At 66.3% G+C, this 18,104-nt stretch carries 20 protein-coding genes; 15 read left to right on the top strand and 5 right to left on the bottom strand.

Annotated features, from left to right (window positions below; translation table 11 throughout):
- Window positions 1–303: 303 nt before the first annotated feature.
- The 14 genes from ACOHX0_RS20510 (at window position 304) to ACOHX0_RS20445 (ending at window position 14,617) form a co-directional block, all read left to right on the top strand.
- Window positions 304–687 (top strand): type 1 periplasmic-binding domain-containing protein, encoded by a 384-nt coding sequence (locus ACOHX0_RS20510; protein WP_420679102.1) that lies wholly within the window; start codon window positions 304–306, stop codon window positions 685–687.
- Window positions 611–889 carry a substrate-binding domain-containing protein gene (locus ACOHX0_RS20505; protein ID WP_420679101.1) on the top strand — a complete coding sequence of 93 codons (279 nt, stop codon included), beginning with the start codon at window positions 611–613 and terminating at the stop codon, window positions 887–889. The genes ACOHX0_RS20510 and ACOHX0_RS20505 overlap by 77 nt, the downstream gene beginning before the upstream one ends.
- Before the next feature lie 288 nt (window positions 890–1,177).
- A complete protein-coding gene (locus ACOHX0_RS20500; protein ID WP_420679100.1) occupies window positions 1,178–3,271 on the top strand; it encodes an FAD-dependent oxidoreductase in 2,094 nt (697 codons plus the stop codon).
- Between the two features lie 11 nt (window positions 3,272–3,282).
- Entirely contained in the window at window positions 3,283–4,461 is a 1,179-nt protein-coding gene (locus tag ACOHX0_RS20495) for an acetyl-CoA C-acyltransferase (RefSeq protein WP_420679099.1), read from the top strand.
- Between the two features lie 14 nt (window positions 4,462–4,475).
- The gene (locus ACOHX0_RS20490; RefSeq protein WP_420679098.1) at window positions 4,476–5,672 is read left to right on the top strand and encodes an acyl-CoA dehydrogenase family protein; all 1,197 of its coding nucleotides are present in this window, start codon (window positions 4,476–4,478) and stop codon (window positions 5,670–5,672) included.
- Window positions 5,673–5,686: 14 nt separating this feature from the next.
- Window positions 5,687–6,817, top strand: a complete 1,131-nt coding sequence (locus tag ACOHX0_RS20485; protein ID WP_420679097.1) for an acyl-CoA dehydrogenase family protein — start codon at window positions 5,687–5,689, stop codon at window positions 6,815–6,817.
- 3 nt (window positions 6,818–6,820) lie between these two features.
- Complete coding sequence (locus tag ACOHX0_RS20480; protein ID WP_420679095.1) at window positions 6,821–7,246, top strand: PaaI family thioesterase; 426 nt, start codon at window positions 6,821–6,823, stop codon at window positions 7,244–7,246.
- On the top strand, window positions 7,243–8,022 hold the full coding sequence (locus ACOHX0_RS20475; protein WP_420679094.1) for an oxepin-CoA hydrolase, alternative type: 780 nt from the start codon (window positions 7,243–7,245) through the stop codon (window positions 8,020–8,022). Before ACOHX0_RS20480 ends, ACOHX0_RS20475 begins: the two co-directional genes overlap by 4 nt.
- Window positions 8,023–8,032: 10 nt before the next feature.
- Window positions 8,033–9,037: an NAD(P)H-dependent flavin oxidoreductase gene (locus tag ACOHX0_RS20470; protein WP_420679093.1), complete on the top strand. Its 1,005-nt coding sequence runs from the start codon at window positions 8,033–8,035 to the stop codon at window positions 9,035–9,037.
- A gap of 31 nt (window positions 9,038–9,068) precedes the next feature.
- Entirely contained in the window at window positions 9,069–10,589 is a 1,521-nt protein-coding gene (locus ACOHX0_RS20465) for a class I adenylate-forming enzyme family protein (RefSeq protein ID WP_420679092.1), read from the top strand.
- Window positions 10,590–10,731: 142 nt separating this feature from the next.
- Window positions 10,732–11,802 carry a C4-dicarboxylate TRAP transporter substrate-binding protein gene (locus ACOHX0_RS20460; protein WP_420679091.1) on the top strand — a complete coding sequence of 357 codons (1,071 nt, stop codon included), beginning with the start codon at window positions 10,732–10,734 and terminating at the stop codon, window positions 11,800–11,802.
- 61 nt (window positions 11,803–11,863) lie between these two features.
- Window positions 11,864–12,361 carry a TRAP transporter small permease gene (locus ACOHX0_RS20455; RefSeq protein WP_420679090.1) on the top strand — a complete coding sequence of 166 codons (498 nt, stop codon included), beginning with the start codon at window positions 11,864–11,866 and terminating at the stop codon, window positions 12,359–12,361.
- Window positions 12,362–12,406: 45 nt separating this feature from the next.
- Window positions 12,407–13,747, top strand: coding sequence for a TRAP transporter large permease (locus ACOHX0_RS20450; RefSeq protein ID WP_420679089.1), 1,341 nt, complete (start codon window positions 12,407–12,409; stop codon window positions 13,745–13,747).
- A gap of 66 nt (window positions 13,748–13,813) precedes the next feature.
- Window positions 13,814–14,617, top strand: coding sequence for an IclR family transcriptional regulator (locus tag ACOHX0_RS20445; RefSeq protein ID WP_420679088.1), 804 nt, complete (start codon window positions 13,814–13,816; stop codon window positions 14,615–14,617).
- 202 nt (window positions 14,618–14,819) lie between these two features.
- Here ACOHX0_RS20445 and ACOHX0_RS20440 read toward each other — a convergent pair whose 3' ends face one another.
- From ACOHX0_RS20440 to ACOHX0_RS20420, 5 genes are all read right to left on the bottom strand, one after another.
- A complete protein-coding gene (locus ACOHX0_RS20440) occupies window positions 14,820–15,095 on the bottom strand; it encodes a hypothetical protein (RefSeq protein ID WP_420679086.1) in 276 nt (91 codons plus the stop codon).
- A gap of 91 nt (window positions 15,096–15,186) precedes the next feature.
- Window positions 15,187–15,759 (bottom strand): recombinase zinc ribbon domain-containing protein, encoded by a 573-nt coding sequence (locus ACOHX0_RS20435; protein ID WP_420679085.1) that lies wholly within the window; start codon window positions 15,757–15,759, stop codon window positions 15,187–15,189.
- A complete protein-coding gene (locus ACOHX0_RS20430) occupies window positions 15,665–15,892 on the bottom strand; it encodes a hypothetical protein (protein ID WP_420679084.1) in 228 nt (75 codons plus the stop codon). The genes ACOHX0_RS20435 and ACOHX0_RS20430 overlap by 95 nt, the downstream gene beginning before the upstream one ends.
- An 11-nt stretch (window positions 15,893–15,903) precedes the next feature.
- The gene (locus ACOHX0_RS20425) at window positions 15,904–16,518 is read right to left on the bottom strand and encodes a recombinase family protein (protein WP_420679083.1); all 615 of its coding nucleotides are present in this window, start codon (window positions 16,516–16,518) and stop codon (window positions 15,904–15,906) included.
- 610 nt (window positions 16,519–17,128) lie between these two features.
- Window positions 17,129–17,755, bottom strand: coding sequence for a M41 family metallopeptidase (locus ACOHX0_RS20420; protein WP_420679081.1), 627 nt, complete (start codon window positions 17,753–17,755; stop codon window positions 17,129–17,131).
- Between the two features lie 39 nt (window positions 17,756–17,794).
- On the opposite strand from ACOHX0_RS20420, the gene ACOHX0_RS20415 reads away from it, so the two are divergent.
- Window positions 17,795–17,980, top strand: a complete 186-nt coding sequence (locus ACOHX0_RS20415) for a hypothetical protein (RefSeq protein WP_420679080.1) — start codon at window positions 17,795–17,797, stop codon at window positions 17,978–17,980.
- Window positions 17,981–18,104 lie beyond the last annotated feature (124 nt).

The raw sequence follows: 18,104 nt of genomic DNA, 5'->3' as shown, positions 1-18,104 counted from the left end.
TTGCCCCATCAGAACTTCAACCTGCCTTAACTTCACGACAATCTCTTCAGGCTTGGGTCGCTTCGTTGCCATCTATGGTCCTCCGTTTCCTAATCATAGGGGCGGACCACTTCTTTGGGGGAGGCTCGTCTTCTTGCACACAAGGGGGCATCCATACATGCATGGTTGGCCTGGATTGCATCGGGATGACGGTTTCCGGGGCCGGTGGGCGGCAGATCGGGGCGCTGCTGGATCAATCCCTGAAGGGTTTGATCGTGATCGCCGCCTCGGACCAGTCCGCCGGCCCCGGAAACCGGCCTCCCGATGGTGTCGGTCGACCGGCGGTTTGGCAACTGCAAGCCCACTTCTGCCGGCCACGCGGCGGGATCGGCGCTGGTCGCCGAGCACCTGTACCAGCTCTGGCACCGGCGGATTGTCTATATCTCGGGCCCGCAGACGACCGAGGTCGGGCGTCTCAGGAAGAAAGGGTTCTGCGAAAAGCTTGAAGAGCTGGCCGCGGGCAACGGCGGGCTTGAGCTGCGGGTCCGCGAGAGGCAATTCGATTATGCCTCGGGCGAGGCCATCGCGCGCAGCCTGCTGGACGGGGCGGGAGGGCGTCCGGCCCACCGCTATCGCTTCGGCCAGCGCTCAGCAGGCAATCGGCGCCCTGCGCGCGGCGCCGGATCTCGGGATCGGCGTGCCGGATGAACTCTCGACCGCCGGGTTCGATGACAGCACGCTGGCCAAGCTGGTGGTTCCCCGGCTGACCAGCGCCTCCCAGCGCACCGATGAGATGGCGCGCCGCGCCGTGCGCTGCCTGCTGTCCGGGGCGTCCCTGCTGCCGGGGGACGAATTTGTCGATACCGTCCTGCGGGCCCGCGGCTCCGCCGGACCTGCCGCCGGCGGTTGAGGGCATTGGCAAGCGGGCGGTCAGGCCGCCGCGCGCCTCCTGAGCCGCTGCCGCAGCACGCCCGGAGCTTCCTGATTTCATGACCTCTCAAATCCTGGCCCCCTGGAGGGGGTGAAGCGCCATCCCGGCAGACGGCGCACTGCGGCCCATTTTGGCTTGAACAGTCCCCAAGCGGCCCCCGCCGAAATTTCATCTTGGGAAATGAAATTCCACATATTGAAATTATAAACTGAACTTGTTACTAAAACCCAAGCCGGGAGGTGCGGCGGACAACGGGGAGGACGCGGGATGAAGAGCCAGGTCAAGCTGACAATGGATGACGGCGTTGCGGTTTTAGGGGTGGATAACCCGCCGGTGAACGCGCTGTCGCAGGCCGTGCGGGCGGGGCTGCAGACCAGCCTGCGCGCGGCGCTGCGCAGCGACGGGGTCAAGGCCGTCGTGATCTGCTGCGCGGGGCGCGGGTTCTTTGCCGGTGCGGATATCCGCGAATTTGGCCAGCCGCCCAAGGCGCCGGCCCTGCCGGATCTCATCGATGAGATCGAGGCGGCGCAGGTCCCGGTGGTTGCCGCGATGCATGGGCGCGCGCTGGGCGGCGGGCTGGAGGTGGCTCTGGGCGCGCACTACCGGATTGCGCTGAAGGGCACCCGTTTCGGCTTGCCGGAAGTGTCCCTGGGGCTCTTGCCCGGGGCAGGCGGCACGCAGCGCCTGCCGCGGCTGGTTCCGGCAGCCGATGCCGCAAGGATGATCACCGGCGGTAAACCGGTCGATGCGGAGACCGCGCTGTCGCTGGGGCTGATCGACCGGATCGCGGACGGCGATGATGCCTGCGCCGCGGGCATCGCCTTTGCCCGCGAGCTGATCGCGGGCGGCGAGGGGCCGCGCCCGACGGGCAGCTTGCCCTGCAATCAGTTGAAGCCCGCGGAGCTGGCGGCCATCCGGGCGCACACCGCAAAGGCGGCGCGCGGCGCGATTGCGCCCTTGAAATGCCTGGAGGCCGTGGAGGCAGCAATGACCCTGCGGTTCGAGGAGGGCTTGAAGCGGGAGCGCGCACTGTTTCAGGAGCTGATGGCGTCCGATCAGAGCAAGGCCCTGATCCACGCCTTCTTTGCCGAGCGGCAGGCCGGAAAACTGCCGGAACTCGACGGAACAGAGTCGCGCGCGATCCGTCGGGTTGGCGTGGTTGGCGGCGGCACGATGGGGGCGGGGATTGCCGTGAGCGCGCTGCTCAGCGGCCTTGAGGTGACCCTGGCCGAGCGTGACGATGCGGCCGCCGCCAAGGCCGCCGCCAGCGTTGCCAAGATGCTGGACAGCGCGGTGAAGCGCGGCAAGCTGGCTGCCGGGCGGCGCGACGCCATCCTAGCGCAGGCTTTCCGCACCACCACCCGGTTTGAGGATTTTGCCCAAGCGGATCTGGTGATCGAAGCGGTTTTCGAAAGCATGGACGTCAAGAAAGACGTGTTCACCCGGCTGGATCAGGTCTGCAAACCGGGCGCCATTCTGGCATCGAACACCTCTTACCTGGACCTGAATGCCATCGCGGCGATGACCAGCCGCCCGCAGGATGTGATCGGGCTGCATTTCTTCTCGCCCGCGCATGTGATGCGGCTCTTGGAAGTGGTCGTGGGCGCACAGACCGCGCCTGACGTTGTTGCATCCGGGTTTGCCCTGGCCAAGCGGCTGAATAAGGTGGCGGTGCGCGCCGGGGTCTGCGACGGGTTCGTCGGCAACCGGATCCTCTCGCACTACGGCAAGGCGGTCTACGGCATGGTGCTGGCGGGCGCGAGCCCCTACGCGGTGGACCGCGCGCTGACCGGGTTCGGCCTGGCGATGGGGCCCTTTGCCGTGGGCGATCTGGCCGGGCTCGACATCGGCTGGGCCAACCGCAAGCGGCTGGCCCCCGGCCGTGATCCGCGGGAAATATACCCCGAGTTCGCCGACCGCCTGTGCGAGCTGGGCCGCTTCGGGCGTAAGACCGGCCGTGGGTTCTACATCTACGATGACGGGGCCGGCGCGCCCCGGCCCGACCCCGAGGTGGAAGAGATCATCGCGAAGGAGCGTGCCGCCAAGGGGATCACGCCGCGCAGCATCAGCGATGCGGAGATTGTCAGCCGCTACATGGCCGCGATGGTGAACGAGGCCGCGCGCGTGGTCGGGGACGGCATCGCGCTGCGGCCGCTGGACGTGGATGTGACCCTGCTGAACGGCTACGGCTTTCCGCGCTGGCGCGGCGGTCCGATGCACTATGCTGACACCGTGGGGCTGGACAGGATCCTGACGGACATCTGCCGCTACCACGAGGAAGATCCCTTCCTCTGGCAGCCCGCGCCGCTCTTGCAGCGCCTGGCCTCTGAAGGCCGGACCTTTGCCAGCCTCAATTCCTGAAGGAGTTTCCAATGAAACAGGCGGTTATCGTCTCCACCGCGCGCACTGGCCTCGCCAAGTCCTACCGCGGCGCTTTCAATGAAACCCATGGCGCCACCATGGCAGGCCACGCCATCAGCCACGCGGTCCAGCGGGCGGGCATTGCGCCCGACCTGATCGAGGACGCGCTGGTCGGCTGCGGCTACCCCGAGGGCTGGACCGGCGCCAACATCGCCCGCCAGTCGGTGATCCGCGCCGGGCTGCCGGTTTCTGTTTCCGCGGCCACTGTGAACCGCTTCTGCTCCTCCGGGCTGCAGGCGGTGGCGATGGCGGCGCATTCCATCGTGATGGAGGGCGCGCCGGCGGCCATCGGCGCCGGGGTGGAGAGCATCAGCCAGATGCCGCCGTCGCGCCCGCCGCAGGCGCAAGAGAGCTGGATCCTGGAAAACAAGCCGGAACTGTATCTTTCGATGATCCAGACCGCCGACATCGTGGCCGCACGCTATGGCATCAGCCGCGAGGCGCAGGACGAACTGGCGCTCGCCAGCCAGCAGCGCACCGCAGCAGCGCAGGCCGCGGGCAGGCTGGACGAGGAAATCGTGCCGATTACCGTAACCCAGGCTTTCAAGGACAAGCAAAGTGGCGAGATCACCCGCAAGGAGGTGACATTCGCCATGGATGACTGCAACCGGCCCAATACCACGCTGGAAGGGCTCTCAGGGCTCGCGCCGGTGCAGGGCGAGGGGCATTTCGTGACCGCCGGCAATGCCTCGCAGCTCAGCGACGGCGCGGCGGCGCTGGTGCTGATGGACAGCGCGGTAGCCGAGCGTGAGGGCGCCGAGCCTTTGGGGGCCTTCAAGGGCTTTGCCGTGGCAGGCTGCGAGCCGGATGAAATGGGCATCGGCCCGGTCTTTGCGGTGCCGCGCCTGCTGGAGCGGCACGGGCTGACCGTCAGCGACATTGACTTGTGGGAGCTGAACGAGGCCTTCGCCTCGCAGGCGCTCTACTGCCGCGACCGGCTGGGGATCGACCCGGAGATCTGCAACGTCAACGGCGGCTCGATCTCGATCGGCCACCCGTTTGGCATGACCGGCGCGCGGATGACCGGGCACCTGCTGCTCGAAGGCCGGCGGCGCGGTGCCAAGCTCGGCGTTGTCACTATGTGCATCGGCGGCGGCATGGGCGCGGCCGGGCTGTTCGAAGTCTTCTGAAGGGGCAAGGCGCAATGGATCTGAATTACACTGAGGAAGAGCAGGCGTTCCGGGGTGAGGTCCGCCAGTGGCTGGCCGAGACTCTGCCGCATGAGCTGAGCGAGAAGGTGCGGCTGGGCAAGCGGCTGGCCAAGGAAGACATCGAGCTGTGGCACAGCCTGCTGAATGCGCGCGGCTGGCTGGCGCCGAACTGGCCAAGGGCCTACGGCGGCTGCGAGTGGAACGCGGTGCAGCGCCATATCTTCGAGGAGGAAGCCTGCCTCGCCCATGCCCCGCGCAGCCTGCCCTTTGGCTTGTCGATGCTGGCCCCGGTGCTGCTGGCGTTCGGCACGGAAGACCAGCGCAAGCGCTTCCTGCCGCGGATCCTGAACGGGCAGGACTGGTGGTGCCAGGGCTACTCCGAGCCGGGCGCGGGCTCTGACCTCGCCGCGGTCAAGACCCGCGCGGTGCGCGAAGGCGATCACTATGTGGTCAACGGCCAGAAGACCTGGACCACGCTGGGCCAGCACGCCAATTGGATCTTCTGCCTGGTGCGCACCGATCCCGACGCTAAGAAGCAGGAGGGCATCTCCTTCCTGCTGATCGACATGGAAACGCCTGGCGTCACCGTGCGCCCCATCGTGCTGATCGATGGCGAGCCTGAGGTGAACGAGGTGTTCTTCGACAATGTCCGGGTGCCAGCGGAGAACCTGGTGGGAGAGGAGAACAAGGGCTGGACCTACGCCAAGTACCTGCTGACCCATGAGCGCACCAATATCGCCGGGGTGGGGTTCTCCACCGCGCTCCTGACCACGCTGAAACACGTGGCCGGGCGGGTGAACTCCGGCGGCCGGCCGCTGGCCGAGAACCCGCATTTCGCGGCCCGGATGGCGCAGGCGGAGATCGATCTGATGGCAATGGCAACCACCAACCTGCGGGTGGTGTCGGCCGCGGCCAAAGGGCAGGCGCCGGGCGCCGAAAGCTCGATGCTGAAGGTCAAGGGCACGGTGATCCGGCAGGAGCTGACATCGCTCCTGCGCCGCGCGATGGGGCCCGATGCGCTGCCGTTCCAGCCCGATTTCCTGGAGGGCGGCAGCAATGCGGGGGCCCTGGGGCCGGACCATGCGGCAGCTGCGGCACCTGCGTATTTCAACATGCGCAAGCTGTCGATCTTCGGCGGCTCGAACGAGGTGCAGCGCACCATCATCACCAAGGCCATTCTGGGGCTGTAACGGGAGCAGGCGACATGGATTTCAATCTGACAGAAGAACGGGTGATGCTCCGCGACACGCTGCGGCGGTTCCTGGCGGACAAATACGCACACGAGGAGCGCCGGGCGCTGATCGCGGCGGGCACGCCCTTTGATGGCGGTATCCATGCCGGCCTGGCTGACCTGGGCGTGCTGGGCGCGATGTTCAGCGAAGAGCAGGGCGGCTTTGGCGGCCAGGGCTTCGACCTGATGGTGGTGTTCGAGGAGCTGGGCCGCGCCGGTGTGATCGAGCCTGTGCTGCCTGCGGTGCTCGCGGGCGGGCTGATCGCGGCCCTTGGCGGCGAGCGCCAGCGCGGGCTGGCAGACGAGATCATCGCCGGCACCCATGTGGCGGCGCTGGCGCAGGGCGAGGCCGCGGCGCGCTACGACCTGAACCACGTGGAAACCACAGCCGTGCCCGAGGGCGATGCCATTGTGTTGAGCGGCATCAAGACCCATGTGCTTCATGGGGCAGAGGCGCAGACCCTGGTGGTCTCCGCGCGCGAGTTTGGCGGCGTGGCGGATGCGGCGGGCATATCGCTGTTCCTGGTGCCGGTGAATGCGCCCGGCGTGTCGGTCAGCGGCTACCGCAACATGGATAGCATTCCCGCGGCCACAGTGACCCTGGACGGGGTGCGGCTGCCTGCCTCAGCGCGGCTGGGTGCCGCCGGAGAGGGGCTGGACGCACTGGAGGCAGCCGTTGCCCGCGGCCTGACGGCCATCTGCGCCGAAGCGCTGGGGGCGATGGAGGCGGCGAGGGACCTGACCATCAGCTACCTGAAGGAACGCAAGCAGTTCGGCACCCCGATCGGCAAGTTCCAGGCCCTGCAGCACCGGATGGCGGACATGCTGATCGAAGTGGAGCAGGCGCGTTCGGCGGTGATCAACCTCGCAGGCAACCTGGAGCAGCCGCGCGATCTGCGCGAGATCCACGCGAGCGCCGCCAAGAACCTCATCGGCCGCACCGGGGCGCTGGTGGCCGAGGAATGCATCCAGATGCACGGCGGCATCGGCATGACCGATGAATATGCGCTCTCGCATTTTGCCCGCCGCCTGACGATGATCGACCACCTGTTCGGGGACACCGACCACCACCTGGAGCGCTTCATCGCGCTGAAGGCGGGCTGAGCCATGGCGCCCAAGCGTCCCGCAAAGCCCCTGATCCCGCTGTTCGAGGCGATGGGCTACGACATCGAAATCGACGCTGAGGCAATCGAGGCCCATTGCGTGCTGGACATCTCGCCCCTGCACCTGAACCGCCAGGGCAGCCTGCATGGCGGGGTCGCGGCGACGCTCCTGGATACCGCCAGCGGCATCACCGCCAGCCTGACCTGCGATCCGGAAGGCATCACGCCCTTCGTCACCCTGTCGCTCAACATCAGCTATATCGCGGTGGCCCGTGAGGGCCGCGTGCGGGCCACCGGCCGGATCACCGGCGGCGGGCGGACAACCAAGTTCGTCGCCTGCGATCTGCGGGACGAAAGCGACCGGCTGATCGCGTCCTCCACCGGTGTCTTCCGGCGGGTGCGCGCACAGGACAGCGGGGCGGCGGCATGAGCGCGCTTTACCGGCTTGAGCGCCGCGGCGGCGCGCTGATCATCTGGAACTGCAACACCGCGATGCGCAACGCGCTGTCCTATGAATATTATCAGGGCCTGCAGGACGGGCTCGCGCAGGCGGCCTCCGACCCCGGCATCGCGGCGGTGATCCTGGCGGGAGAGGGCGGGTTCTTCTGCTCCGGCGGCAACCTCAACATGCTGAAGGAGCGCCGCGCGATGGCTTACGCGGAGCGTCAGGTGCAGATCGGCAAGCTGAACGCCCTGATCCGCGCGGTCCGCGCCTGCCCCAAGCCAGTGATCGCCGCCGTCGAGGGCGGCGCGGCCGGGGCCGGGCTGTCGCTTGCGATGGCGGCGGACATGATCGTGGCCGAAGAAGGCGCCAAGTTCACCCTGGCTTATGTGAAGGCGGGCCTGGTGCCGGACGGCGGGGCGACCTACGCGCTGACCCAGGCGCTGCCGCGGGCGACCGTGGCGCGGATGGCGATGCTGGGCGAACCTCTCAGCGCGGAGCGCCTGCACCAGCTGGGCGCCGTCACGGAACTCGCGCCCAAGGGCCGCGCCCTCGCCCAGGCCGAGGCGCTGGCCGAAGCCCTCGCCCGCGGCCCCAAAGCGGCAATTGCCGATATCAAGATGCTGCTCAACCAGTCTGAGACCGCCAGTTTCGAAGACCAGCTTGCGCATGAACGCGACGCCATGGCCAAGGCGCTGGGCGGAGACGAGGCCCAGGCGGGCATCAGCGCCTTTCTTGGCAAGACATCCGCAGTATTCTGGTGAGGAGACCGACATGATGCACACTTCTGCACGTCCGGCGATATTCGACACGCCCGTGACCCGGACCTATGGCACCCGGTTGCCGGTGGTGGCAGGCGGGCTGCAATGGCTTGCCAATGCCGAATACGTCTCGGCCGCGGCACGGGCCGGGGTGATTTCCTTCATTACCGCAGCCAGCTTCCCCGAAATGGACGACCTGCGCGCAGAGATCCGCCGCTGCCGGGAGATGTGCGGCGGCAAGCCTTTCGGGGTCAACGTCTCGATGATCCCCAAGCTGGTGCCGGGGGAGAAGACCGAAGAGGTGTTCCGCCTGATCGCGGACGAGGGCGTGCAATTCGTCGAAACCTCCGGCCGCAGCCCCGAGGCCTTCATGCCCATCCTCAAGGACGCCGGGATCAACGTTCTGCACAAGGTGCCGAGCCTGCGCTACGCGGTGAAAGCCGAGCAGGTGGGCGTCGACATGGTGTCGATCGTCGGCGCCGAATGCGGCGGCCATCCCGGCATGGACATGGTCGGCAGCATGGTCAACGCCGGGCTGGCGGAGGACCGGCTGAGCATCCCCTGGTTGATCGGCGGCGGCATCGGACACGGCAAGCAGATCATCGCGGCGCTGGTGATGGGGGCTTCCGGCGTGGTGATGGGGACCCGCTTCCTGGTCGCCGCTGAGCTGACGGCGCATCCGGGCTACAAGCAGGCGATGGTTGAGGCGAGCGAGCTGGACACGCAGCTCACCATGCACTCGGTGCGCAACACCGTGCGCAGCCTGCGCAACCAGACCACCGAGGCCGTGGCCCGGCTGGAGCGGGACAACCCGGAGATCGGCATCCAAGAGCTGATGCAGCATGTTTCCGGCAAGATCGGCCGCAACGCCTATGAAACCGGAGATGTCTCGCGGGGGCTGCTGTCGGCAGGCCATGCCCTGGGGTTCGTGGACAAGGTGGAGCCGTTTGCCGAAATCACCGGCCGGCTGGAGGCCGAGGCGATGGCGGCGCTTGCGCGGCTGGGCGTCGCCGCCTGACGGCGTGACGGCAATGGGGAGGAGGAAAGACATGCACAATCGCGTACACGGGCTGCTTGAGGCAGCCGCAGAGGCCCGCCCGGATGCTTTGGCTCTCAGGGATCACGACGGCCGCCGCCTGAGCTGGCGGGAGATGGAAGCGGCAGCCCATGCCGCGGCGGAGCAGCTGAAGGCCGCAGGCGTGCGGCCCGGAGACCGGGTGGTTCTGGTGTGCGAAAACTGCGCCGAGGTGATCGCGTTCTTCTATGGCGCAAGCCTGCTGGACGCAGCGGCGGTTGCCATTAACGCGCGGCTCACCACGGCTGAACTCGACCGGATCTTCGCCCATTCCGACCCCAGCGCGGTGATGTTCTCGGCCGCATCCTCCGCCGCGGCCCGCGCCCATGCGGATCACTACGGCGCGCAGGATGTGCAGGGCGCCTTTGGCGCGGCGGCGCTGATGCCGCGGGCGGGCGCGGTGCCGGACGCGGTGTCCGGCGACGGGCGCGAGCAGGTCTCCCTGCTGCTATATACCTCCGGCACGACCGGCACCCCCAAGGCGGCGATGCTGACCCATGGCAACCTGATCGCAGGCGCCGCCGCGGCGGCGGAGGTGCGGGGCATCCAGGTTTCGGACGTGACCTACCTGGCGCTGCCGCTCAGCCATATCTTCGGGCTGGTCACCATGCTCTCCGCCACCCTCGCGCAGGCGGCGATGCGGATGGAGGCGCAGTTTTCGGCCGAGCGGATGTACCAGGCGCTGCAGGAGGACGTCACCCTGCTGCCCGCGGTGCCGCAGATGCACGCGCATCTGTTCAACTATGCCCGCTCGCACGGCAAGCCGCGCTACGATGCTGGCAAGCTGCGGTTCGTCTCCTCGGGCGGCGCGCCGTTGGATCCGGCCTGGAAGCGCGAGGCGGAGGCGTTTTACGGCCTGCCGCTGCAGAACGGCTACGGGCTGACCGAGGGCACGGCCGGCGTCTGTGCCACCCGCAACCTCTTCGGCGATCCGGACATCAGCGTCGGGCTGCCCATGGGCGACTGCGTTCTCAAGCTGGATCTGGACGCGCCGGGGGCCACCCCGGAGGAGGGGATCGGCGAGATTCTAGTGGGCGGGCCGCAGGTGATGAAAGGCTACTTCCGCGACCCGGAGCAGACCGCGGCGGCCTTGACCGAGGACGGGTTCTTCCGCACCGGCGACCTTGGCCGCTTCGACAGCGAGGGCCGGCTGCACATCGCCGGGCGCACCAAGGAGCTGATCATCCGGTCGGGGTTCAACGTCTACCCGGTCGAGATCGAAGCCGCGCTGACCGAACATCCCGATGTGGTGGTGGCCAGCGTGGTGGGCCGCACGGTCGAGGGCAACGAGGAGGTCCTGGCCTTTGTCAGCGCCGCCACCGGCAGCGGGACCACTGAGGCAGAGCTGAAATCCTTCCTGCACGACCGGCTGGCGCCCTACAAGCGGCCCGCGCGCATCATCGTGGCCGAGGCCCTGCCTGCCGCGCCGACCGGAAAAATCCTGAAGGCGAAGCTGATCGAGACCTTCGCCAGGGAGCTGGCTGAGGGCGTCTGAGGTGCTTTGTCCGCTTTGCTGAAGTGCGGCACGGCGCAGTGCTGGAGGGAAATTCCATTAGGTGAAATAAAAACCTAGACATGCTGTAAAAATTCCACATAGTGAAATAAATTGGGTAGCTTTTGAGGAGGAGATGCCAGTCATGGGAATGATCAAGAACTTTCTGGGAGGGCTGACAATTGCGGCCAGCCTCGGTGCAACCGCGGCGTCTGCGGAAACCGTGATCTACTACGGCCACAGCGGCCCCGACCGGGGCACGGTTCCTGCCGCGCTGAAGTGGTACAACAGCAGGATCGCCGACCTCTCCGGCGGCGATCTGCGGATGGATGTGCAATGGGGCGGCGCGCTGTTCAAGGCGAGCGCGGCGGTGCAGGGGATCAGCGACGGGGTGGCCGATGCGGGCTCCATCATCGCGGCCTACTTCCAAAAGGAAATGGCGGCCTATTCGCTGGCCGACTTCCCCATCGGGGGCCCGAATGCCTGGGTGGCGATGCGCGCGGCCGACCGCATGATGCGCTCGGAACCCCAGATCACCGAACATCTTGCCAGCCAGAACCTGGTCTACATCGGCACCTTCACCGCCTCGGCCGTGAACGTGGCCTGCGCGGGCGAGCCGATCCGCTCGATCGAGGACATCAAAGGCAAGAAAGTCCGGGGCGCCGGCGTCTACGGCAAGGTCTTCGGCGAGATGGGCGCAACCCGGGTGAACCTGTCGGTCTATGAGGCCTACCAGGGGCTGGACACCGGCCTGATCGACTGCAGCCAGGGCTATGACTACATCGTGCCCTCGCTGAAGTGGGACGAAGTGATCGACAGCTACACCGTCCTGAACTGGGGCCAGATCGGCGGCTACGGCATGTTCATGAACAAGCAGGTCTTCGACGGGCTGGAGCCCGGCCAGCAGCAGGTGCTGATGCAGGCGGGCGAAGAGCTGGCGGATCAGTTTGCCCAGATCGTGAACAGCGCCAACAGCAACGCAATGGATGCCATGAAGACGGGCGACACCGCCCGCAAGATCGAGGTCATCGAGCTAAGCGAGGCGGACAAGGCGGCGCTTAATGCCGCGGCGGAACCCTTTATCGCGGAGTGGATGGACAACGCCCGCAGCGTTGGTATGGATGCCGACCGGCTGATGGAGACCTATACCGCCGCGGTGGCCGAATACACCGCCGAGTTCGAAGCCAAGGGCTATCCCTGGACGCGCGGCAACTGACCAGGGCGGAACGCGGACCGGGCGGCCGCGGGGCCGCCTGGCAATTGCAGGGGAGGACGTGATGCTGCACAGGCTGGAACGGGTTTTCGTGGATGTATCGGCTGCGGCCATCATCCTGCTGGCGCTTCTGATCTTTGCCGATGTGGTGGCGCTCAATCTGTTCGGCAGCTCGGTGCCGGACACCATTGTCATCGTGCGCGAGCTGATGGTGCTGGCCATTGTGATGCCCCTGGCCGCCGCCACCGCGCAGCGGGCGCATATCGCGGTGGAGTTCGTAACCAACGCGCTGCCGCCGCGGGTCACCGGATGGCTGACGGTGTTCGGCACCCTGTTCGGCCTGCTCGCATTGTCGCCGATCCTCTATTCCGGCGGCCGGGAATTCCTGCACCAATGGCAGACCGGCAGCGTGTTCTACGGCGATCTGAACCTGCCGCAATGGCCGGGCCGTCTGGCCTTTGTGCTGGGCATCGCGCTCGGCTGGCTGCGGCTGGCCGTGATGGTTGCCGGTGACGCCGTGACCCTCTTGCGGGGCGGCGAGATCGCGGCCCCCAAGACCTGACCCCCGAAATACCTGCCCCCGAAATACCTGCCAAGGAGACTGTCCGTGGATCCTGCAATGATCGGCCTTGTGGCCTTTGCCGTCATGCTTGTGCTTCTGGCCCTTCGGGTGCCGATTGCCTTTGCCCTGATCGGCGTGGCCACGCTTGCGGCCTTCACGATCTTCGCCTTCCGCACCGGCACCTTTATGCCCGAGCGCGCGTTCCGGGCGACCTCGTCGCTGGTCTTCAACAACTCTTTCGATCTGCTGCATTCCTTCGACCTGTCGATGATCCCGCTGTTCATCGCGCTGGGCAACATCGCTTATCGCGCAGGCATCACCACGGCTGTCTACGACGCGGCCAAGGTCTGGCTGCTGCGGCTGCGCGGCGGGGTTGCGGTGGCCTCGGTGATGGGCTGCGGCGGCTTCTCCGCCATCACAGGCTCCAGCCTGGCCTGTGCCTCGACGATGGGGAAGATCTGCACACCCGAGATGCTGCGCCTTGGCTATGACCCGCGGCTCGCCACCGCCAGCGTTGCGGCGGGGGGCACGCTGGGCTCGCTGATCCCGCCGAGCATTCTGTTCATCATCTACGCGATCTTCACCGAGACCTCGGTGAACAAGCTGTTCATCGCGGGCATCCTGCCGGGGCTTCTGACGCTGGCGGGGTTTGTGCTGGTCATCGCGATGTGGATCCGGTCCGACCCGGCAGCGGTGCCCGCCCGGGGGGAGGCCGCGAGCATGGCTGACAAGCTGACCGCCTTCCGCCGGGCCTGGCCCGCGGCATTGATCTTTGCGGTGATCGTGGTCGGGATCTACGGCGGCTACTTTACCGCCACCGCGGCGGCGGCGGTGAGCGTGGTGCTGACCGCGGCGATTGGCCTCGCGCAGCGGCAGCTGAACCTCGCGGGCATCTGGCTGGCGGTGCGGGAGACCTGCGTGCAGACCGCCGCGATCTTCTTTGTCGCCGCCGGTGCCAAGATCTTTGTCGCGGCCATCGCACTTACCGGCATGGCCCCGGCGCTGGTGGACTGGGTTGCGCAAGCCGAGCTGTCCAGCGCGGTGCTGCTGTTCGCCATCTGCGTGGTCTATCTGATGCTCGGCATGTTCCTGGACCCGATCGGGATCATGGTCCTGACCCTGCCGCTGGTGGTGCCGCTGGTGGAGTCTTACGGGCTGAACCTGATCTGGTTCGGTGTCGTGGTAGTGAAACTGCTGGAGATCGGCCTGATCACCCCGCCGGTGGGGCTGAACGTCTTCGTCCTGTCCAATGTCGTCGGCAAGGAGGCTCCGGTCGGCATGGTGTTCTCCGGCATCTGGCGGTTCCTCAGTGTCGACGTGATTGTCCTGATCCTGCTGGTTGCTTTCCCTTCGATCTCTCTGGTGCTGTCAAACGCGGTTCAGTAATATCGGGGGCCACCGCAGAACGGCCTCCAGCACGGGCCGGATGCCCGCACAGACATAGGAACACCCATGCCAGCCGACCCATCGGACAAGAGATTTGCCAACACTCTGGCGCGCGGCCTGACCATCCTGAGAGCATTCCGCCCAACGGATGACGGCCTCGGCAATCTCGAGATTTCCGAGCGCACCGGCATTCCGCGGCCGACGGTGTCCCGGCTCACCTTCACGCTCTGCGCGCTGGGCTATCTGACCCACGGGCGGCGGCATGACAAATACCGCCTTGGCCCGGCCGCATTGGCGCTGGGCAATATCGCCGCGGCCTCCTTTGCCTTTGTCGAGATCGCCGCGCCGGTGATGCAGCGGCTGGCGGATGAGACCGGGACCTTGACCGCGATCAGCATCAAGGATGACAGGCGGATGCTGCTGACCAAGGCGTGGCGGCCGGTAAATTCTTCCTCCATCTGGCTGGATGTCGGATACCGGATGCCGCTCCATACGTCGTCCAGCGGCAAGGCCTACCTCGGCGCGCTGAGCGATGAGGAGTTCGCCCGCTTCCTGGAGAGCCACAGGGATGAGCCCGAGGAACTGCTTGCCGAAATCGCGGCGATCAGGCTGGCCGCGCATGACGAGATCCTGGCCGATGGCCACACCCAGGTGCGGGGCGGCGACCGGTTTTCCGAGACGATCAACGCGGTCGCGGTGCCTTACCGGCCATCGGACCTGGGAGAGCCGGTGGCCTTTCTCGCCAGCTCGACCTCCAAGCTGCTGTCCGACCAGCGTATCTTTGACGAGGTCGGCCCGGCGCTGGCGCGGGCTGTTTCGGAAGTCCGCAGGATGACCGGCCAGCAGGCCGCCCTGGTGATGAACGGGTAGACTTGTTCTGATGAAACCGCCCTTGGCTGGCAGGGCGGCAAAATGACCGGATGGAAGGCCGGTGTTGCCAGCGCAGGCGCCAAGCCGGGTCCGCTCGGAGCTTCCTGCAATTGATCGTGCTGGATTGCCAGGGATCGAATTCCGGTACGTTCTGCCGATTCCAGCGCAGCGCTATAGCGGGTAATGCCAATCGCGGCTGCGACTATCTGGATATTTCCGGGCTTTGGCGAAACAGTGTCCAAGGCCGCTCCCGCAGCAATCGTTTCCGGCCACGCCCCTGCACCCTGCGGGGCTTTGTCGATTCCGGCTTCCCCAAAGCCGTCAATTCCGCCAGTTTCCCCACAAGTTCAAGCTGATGGCCGCCGGGCGCACCACTGTCTGGAACCATGCGCACTTCCGAAATCAGCGCCCGCAGCGATGCAGTGGCCTCCCGCTTCACCTCGGGCGCGTTCAGCGACCGGGCGAGGTCCTCGACCATCTCGCGGTAGCGCTCCGAAAGGCTGGGATGCGGCCGCAGGGCAGGGGGACGGGTTTTCCTTAATAATGGCCTCCCGTCTGGCTTTCTTCGCCTACAGTTCCGACATCTTGGCCTTCAACGAGGCGTGGTGCATGCCGTCTTCGATGGCGTTCAAGATTCCTGCGATTTTGGCTTTCACTTTCTTGAGCGAGACTTCCGCCTTTTGCCGTTCCTGGGTGGCTCCGGCTGCGGCTTCATTGAAGGCCTTGCGGTAGTCTTCGGCGAATTGCGCCAGCAGATCCGGGGCCAGCAGGCGCTGCGTCAAACCGGAGAGAGCCCGCGCCTCCATCTCTTCCCGGCCGATGGTGGCGCGGTTGGTGCAGATCGCAGCGCCCTTGCTGCGCGCACCGGCGCAGCCATAGCGCGTCTTGTTGATCAGCGTGTAGCTGGCGCAGCGCAGGAGACCTGACAGAAGATAGGCCGGCCGGCGCGCACGTTCCGGCCGCGGCCGCTCGGTGGGGACTCCGGCCGGGTTCATCGCCTTGCTCACCTTTCCCTGACGCGCCTTCACCGCATGCCAAAGTGCGTCATCAATGATGCGCAGCTGCGGGACCTCCTCGGTCTTCCAGGCTTCGGGCGGGTTGAAGCGCGACAGCCGTTTCCCGGTGTCCGGGTTGGGTGTCATAGGTCAGCCGGTTCCGGACCAGGCACCCGATATAAAGCTCGTTGTTCAGGATTCCGGTGCCGCGCTTGATGTTCCCGGAGATCGTCGAGGGGTTCCAGACGCCGGTGCCCTTGCCGCTTTGCGGTCCGGGCACGCCCTCGGTGTTCAGGGCCGCGGCGATCGTGCGGCGGAAAGGCCTTCAGCGTAATCCCGGAAGATCCGGGTGATGACGGCGGCCTCGTCCGGTTCGATCTCCCGGTCACCGGTGCTGACCGTGCCGCTGGGCAGGATCTCGCGCTTCACCCGGTAGCCGTAGCAAATCCCCCCAGCGGACTTGCCCCGGGCAATGCGTCCTTCAAGGCTGCGGCGTGTCTTCAGGGCCAGGTCCTTCAGGAAGAGAGAGGAAACCAGACTCCCCACCCCGACCTTCTGCTCATCGAGCTCCTGGGCGGCCACGGTGTAGAGGCTGATCCCGAAGAATGTCATCCGCTTCAGAAGGGTCGCGGAATCCGTCCGATCCCGTGAGAGACGGTTCTGGCTTTCAGCGACGATGACATCAACCTGGCCGCTTTCGGAGGCATGGAGCAAGCGGGCATAACCCGGACGCTGACTGATTTTACCGCTGATGGCGTGGTCGGTGAAGACGTGCGCCACGTGCCAGCCCTTCTGACCGCAGAGGCGGCGGCACAGGCTGACCTGGTCTTCGACTGATGTGTCTTTTTGCTTGTCCGCCGGATAGCGGGCGTAGATGGCGGCGCGGAGACCGGGTGTTGCGTTCATGGCTTATTCCTCTGAAGGCGGTTGGCGCCTCATTGCCGCGATGTCTTCCCGGGCGAGGAGCCTGACGATTTGCAGGAGCGCGGCCGGGCAGCCGCCCGGGGCGGCCGCGCGGCCTTCCGGGACATGCCGGGGAGATTGGCAGGCCCCGAAATTTTGACATAGCTCTTTTGGTCCCTTGCCACAGGCCGAGGTCTCCCGCCGCTCCCGGACACAGGCCCGGGGCGCTCTTTCGATGCTGCTGATCTGGCCGGGATCTGCCCCGGCGGCTGTTGGCTTCATCATACCGGGAGCGGGCGGGCGGCGGAGGCCAGATGGGGTGTCTGCTGCCGCGGCTGGACGGGTTTATGTGGATAACTCCATCGGCGGGGCCCTTGTCCGGTGCCACCCAGAGCGCCGGGAGTGTTGCTTCCGGGATGGCGCGGGGCCGCAAACTATTACCGGCAGGGAGTTATCCGGAACCTGGGCCGAATGCAGTGGCTTTGTTAGACGCATCATCTCCGGTGCCTTCCGGATCTTCATCCGGGCCGGGCTTGCGGGGCAGGGACTGCAGCCCGGACTTGACGGCGCTGGCGTCAAATTCCCGTTGCCGCGTCAGAACCGAGGCCATTTCCTAGAGAAGATGCCGGTGAGGGTACAGCAGCGCACGGGCGCAGTCTTCGGCACGGTCAAGTCGCTCTTTCAGGCGCTTGCGTTCTCCTGCTGTTAAGCGGGCTGGATCCGGCGGCCCGAACCAGGCGTTGCCGTGGATCCTGAGTCCTAGCTCATAGTCCATCGCCAGAGACAGCTGCGCGGCCTGCGCGAGATCAGAGGTGGAGCCTCCGCCTGCTCCGGCAAAGATAGTCCCGAACACGAGCCGCTCCGCGGCGCGGCCGGCGAGATGGATGTACATTTGCCGGTCGAAATCCGCCTCCAGCCCGGCGTGCGGCGGCGCGGTGCGTTCGGTCAAACCGCCAGTGGGGGAGAGGCAAATGCGGTTGACCTCTTCTCCGTAAAGCCAGGCTACGATGGCATGCCCGCATTCATGCACGGCGATGCGCTCATCCAGCGGCCTCCGGTAGCCCTGTTCTTGGTCGAGGACCTCATCCAGGAAACTGGGATCAAAGCTGCGCCCCTGACGCCGAGCCTTGGCGCGGGCTTCGCGGATGCAGGCATCGATCACGGCCGGTGTTTGTCCGGTCAGTTTCCGGGACAGAGGGCGCAGATCTGTCCCGGAGTCCGGGAAGGCCTGTTCAAGCATGACCTGGATCTGATGCCGGGTTGGGAGGGGCAGTTCGTGATGCAGGTCGAAACGGCCCGGACGCAGGTTGGCCGGGTCGATCTTTCAGGGAAAATTGGTGGCGCCGATCAACAAGAAGCCCTCCTCCCGGTGCAGCAGATCGATCTGGCGCAGGAACTCGTTGATCACTTGGCAACGATAGGCGTGATTGCGGTCGCCGGTGCCGGCGCGGGATGCGCGCATTGAGCCTCCCCCAAAGAAGTGGTCCGCCCCTATGATTAGGAAACGGAGGACCATAGATGGCAACGAAGCGACCCAAGCCTGAAGAGATTGTCGTGAAGTTAAGGCAGGTTGAAGTTCTGATGGGGCA

Origin of the sequence: Cribrihabitans pelagius, from assembly GCF_048820915.1 — a bacterium.
GTDB classification, from domain to species: Bacteria; Pseudomonadota; Alphaproteobacteria; order Rhodobacterales; family Rhodobacteraceae; genus Cribrihabitans_A; species Cribrihabitans_A pelagius.
Note: the sequence above shows the minus strand (reverse complement) of the source record. Positions and strands in the feature narration are given on the sequence as shown.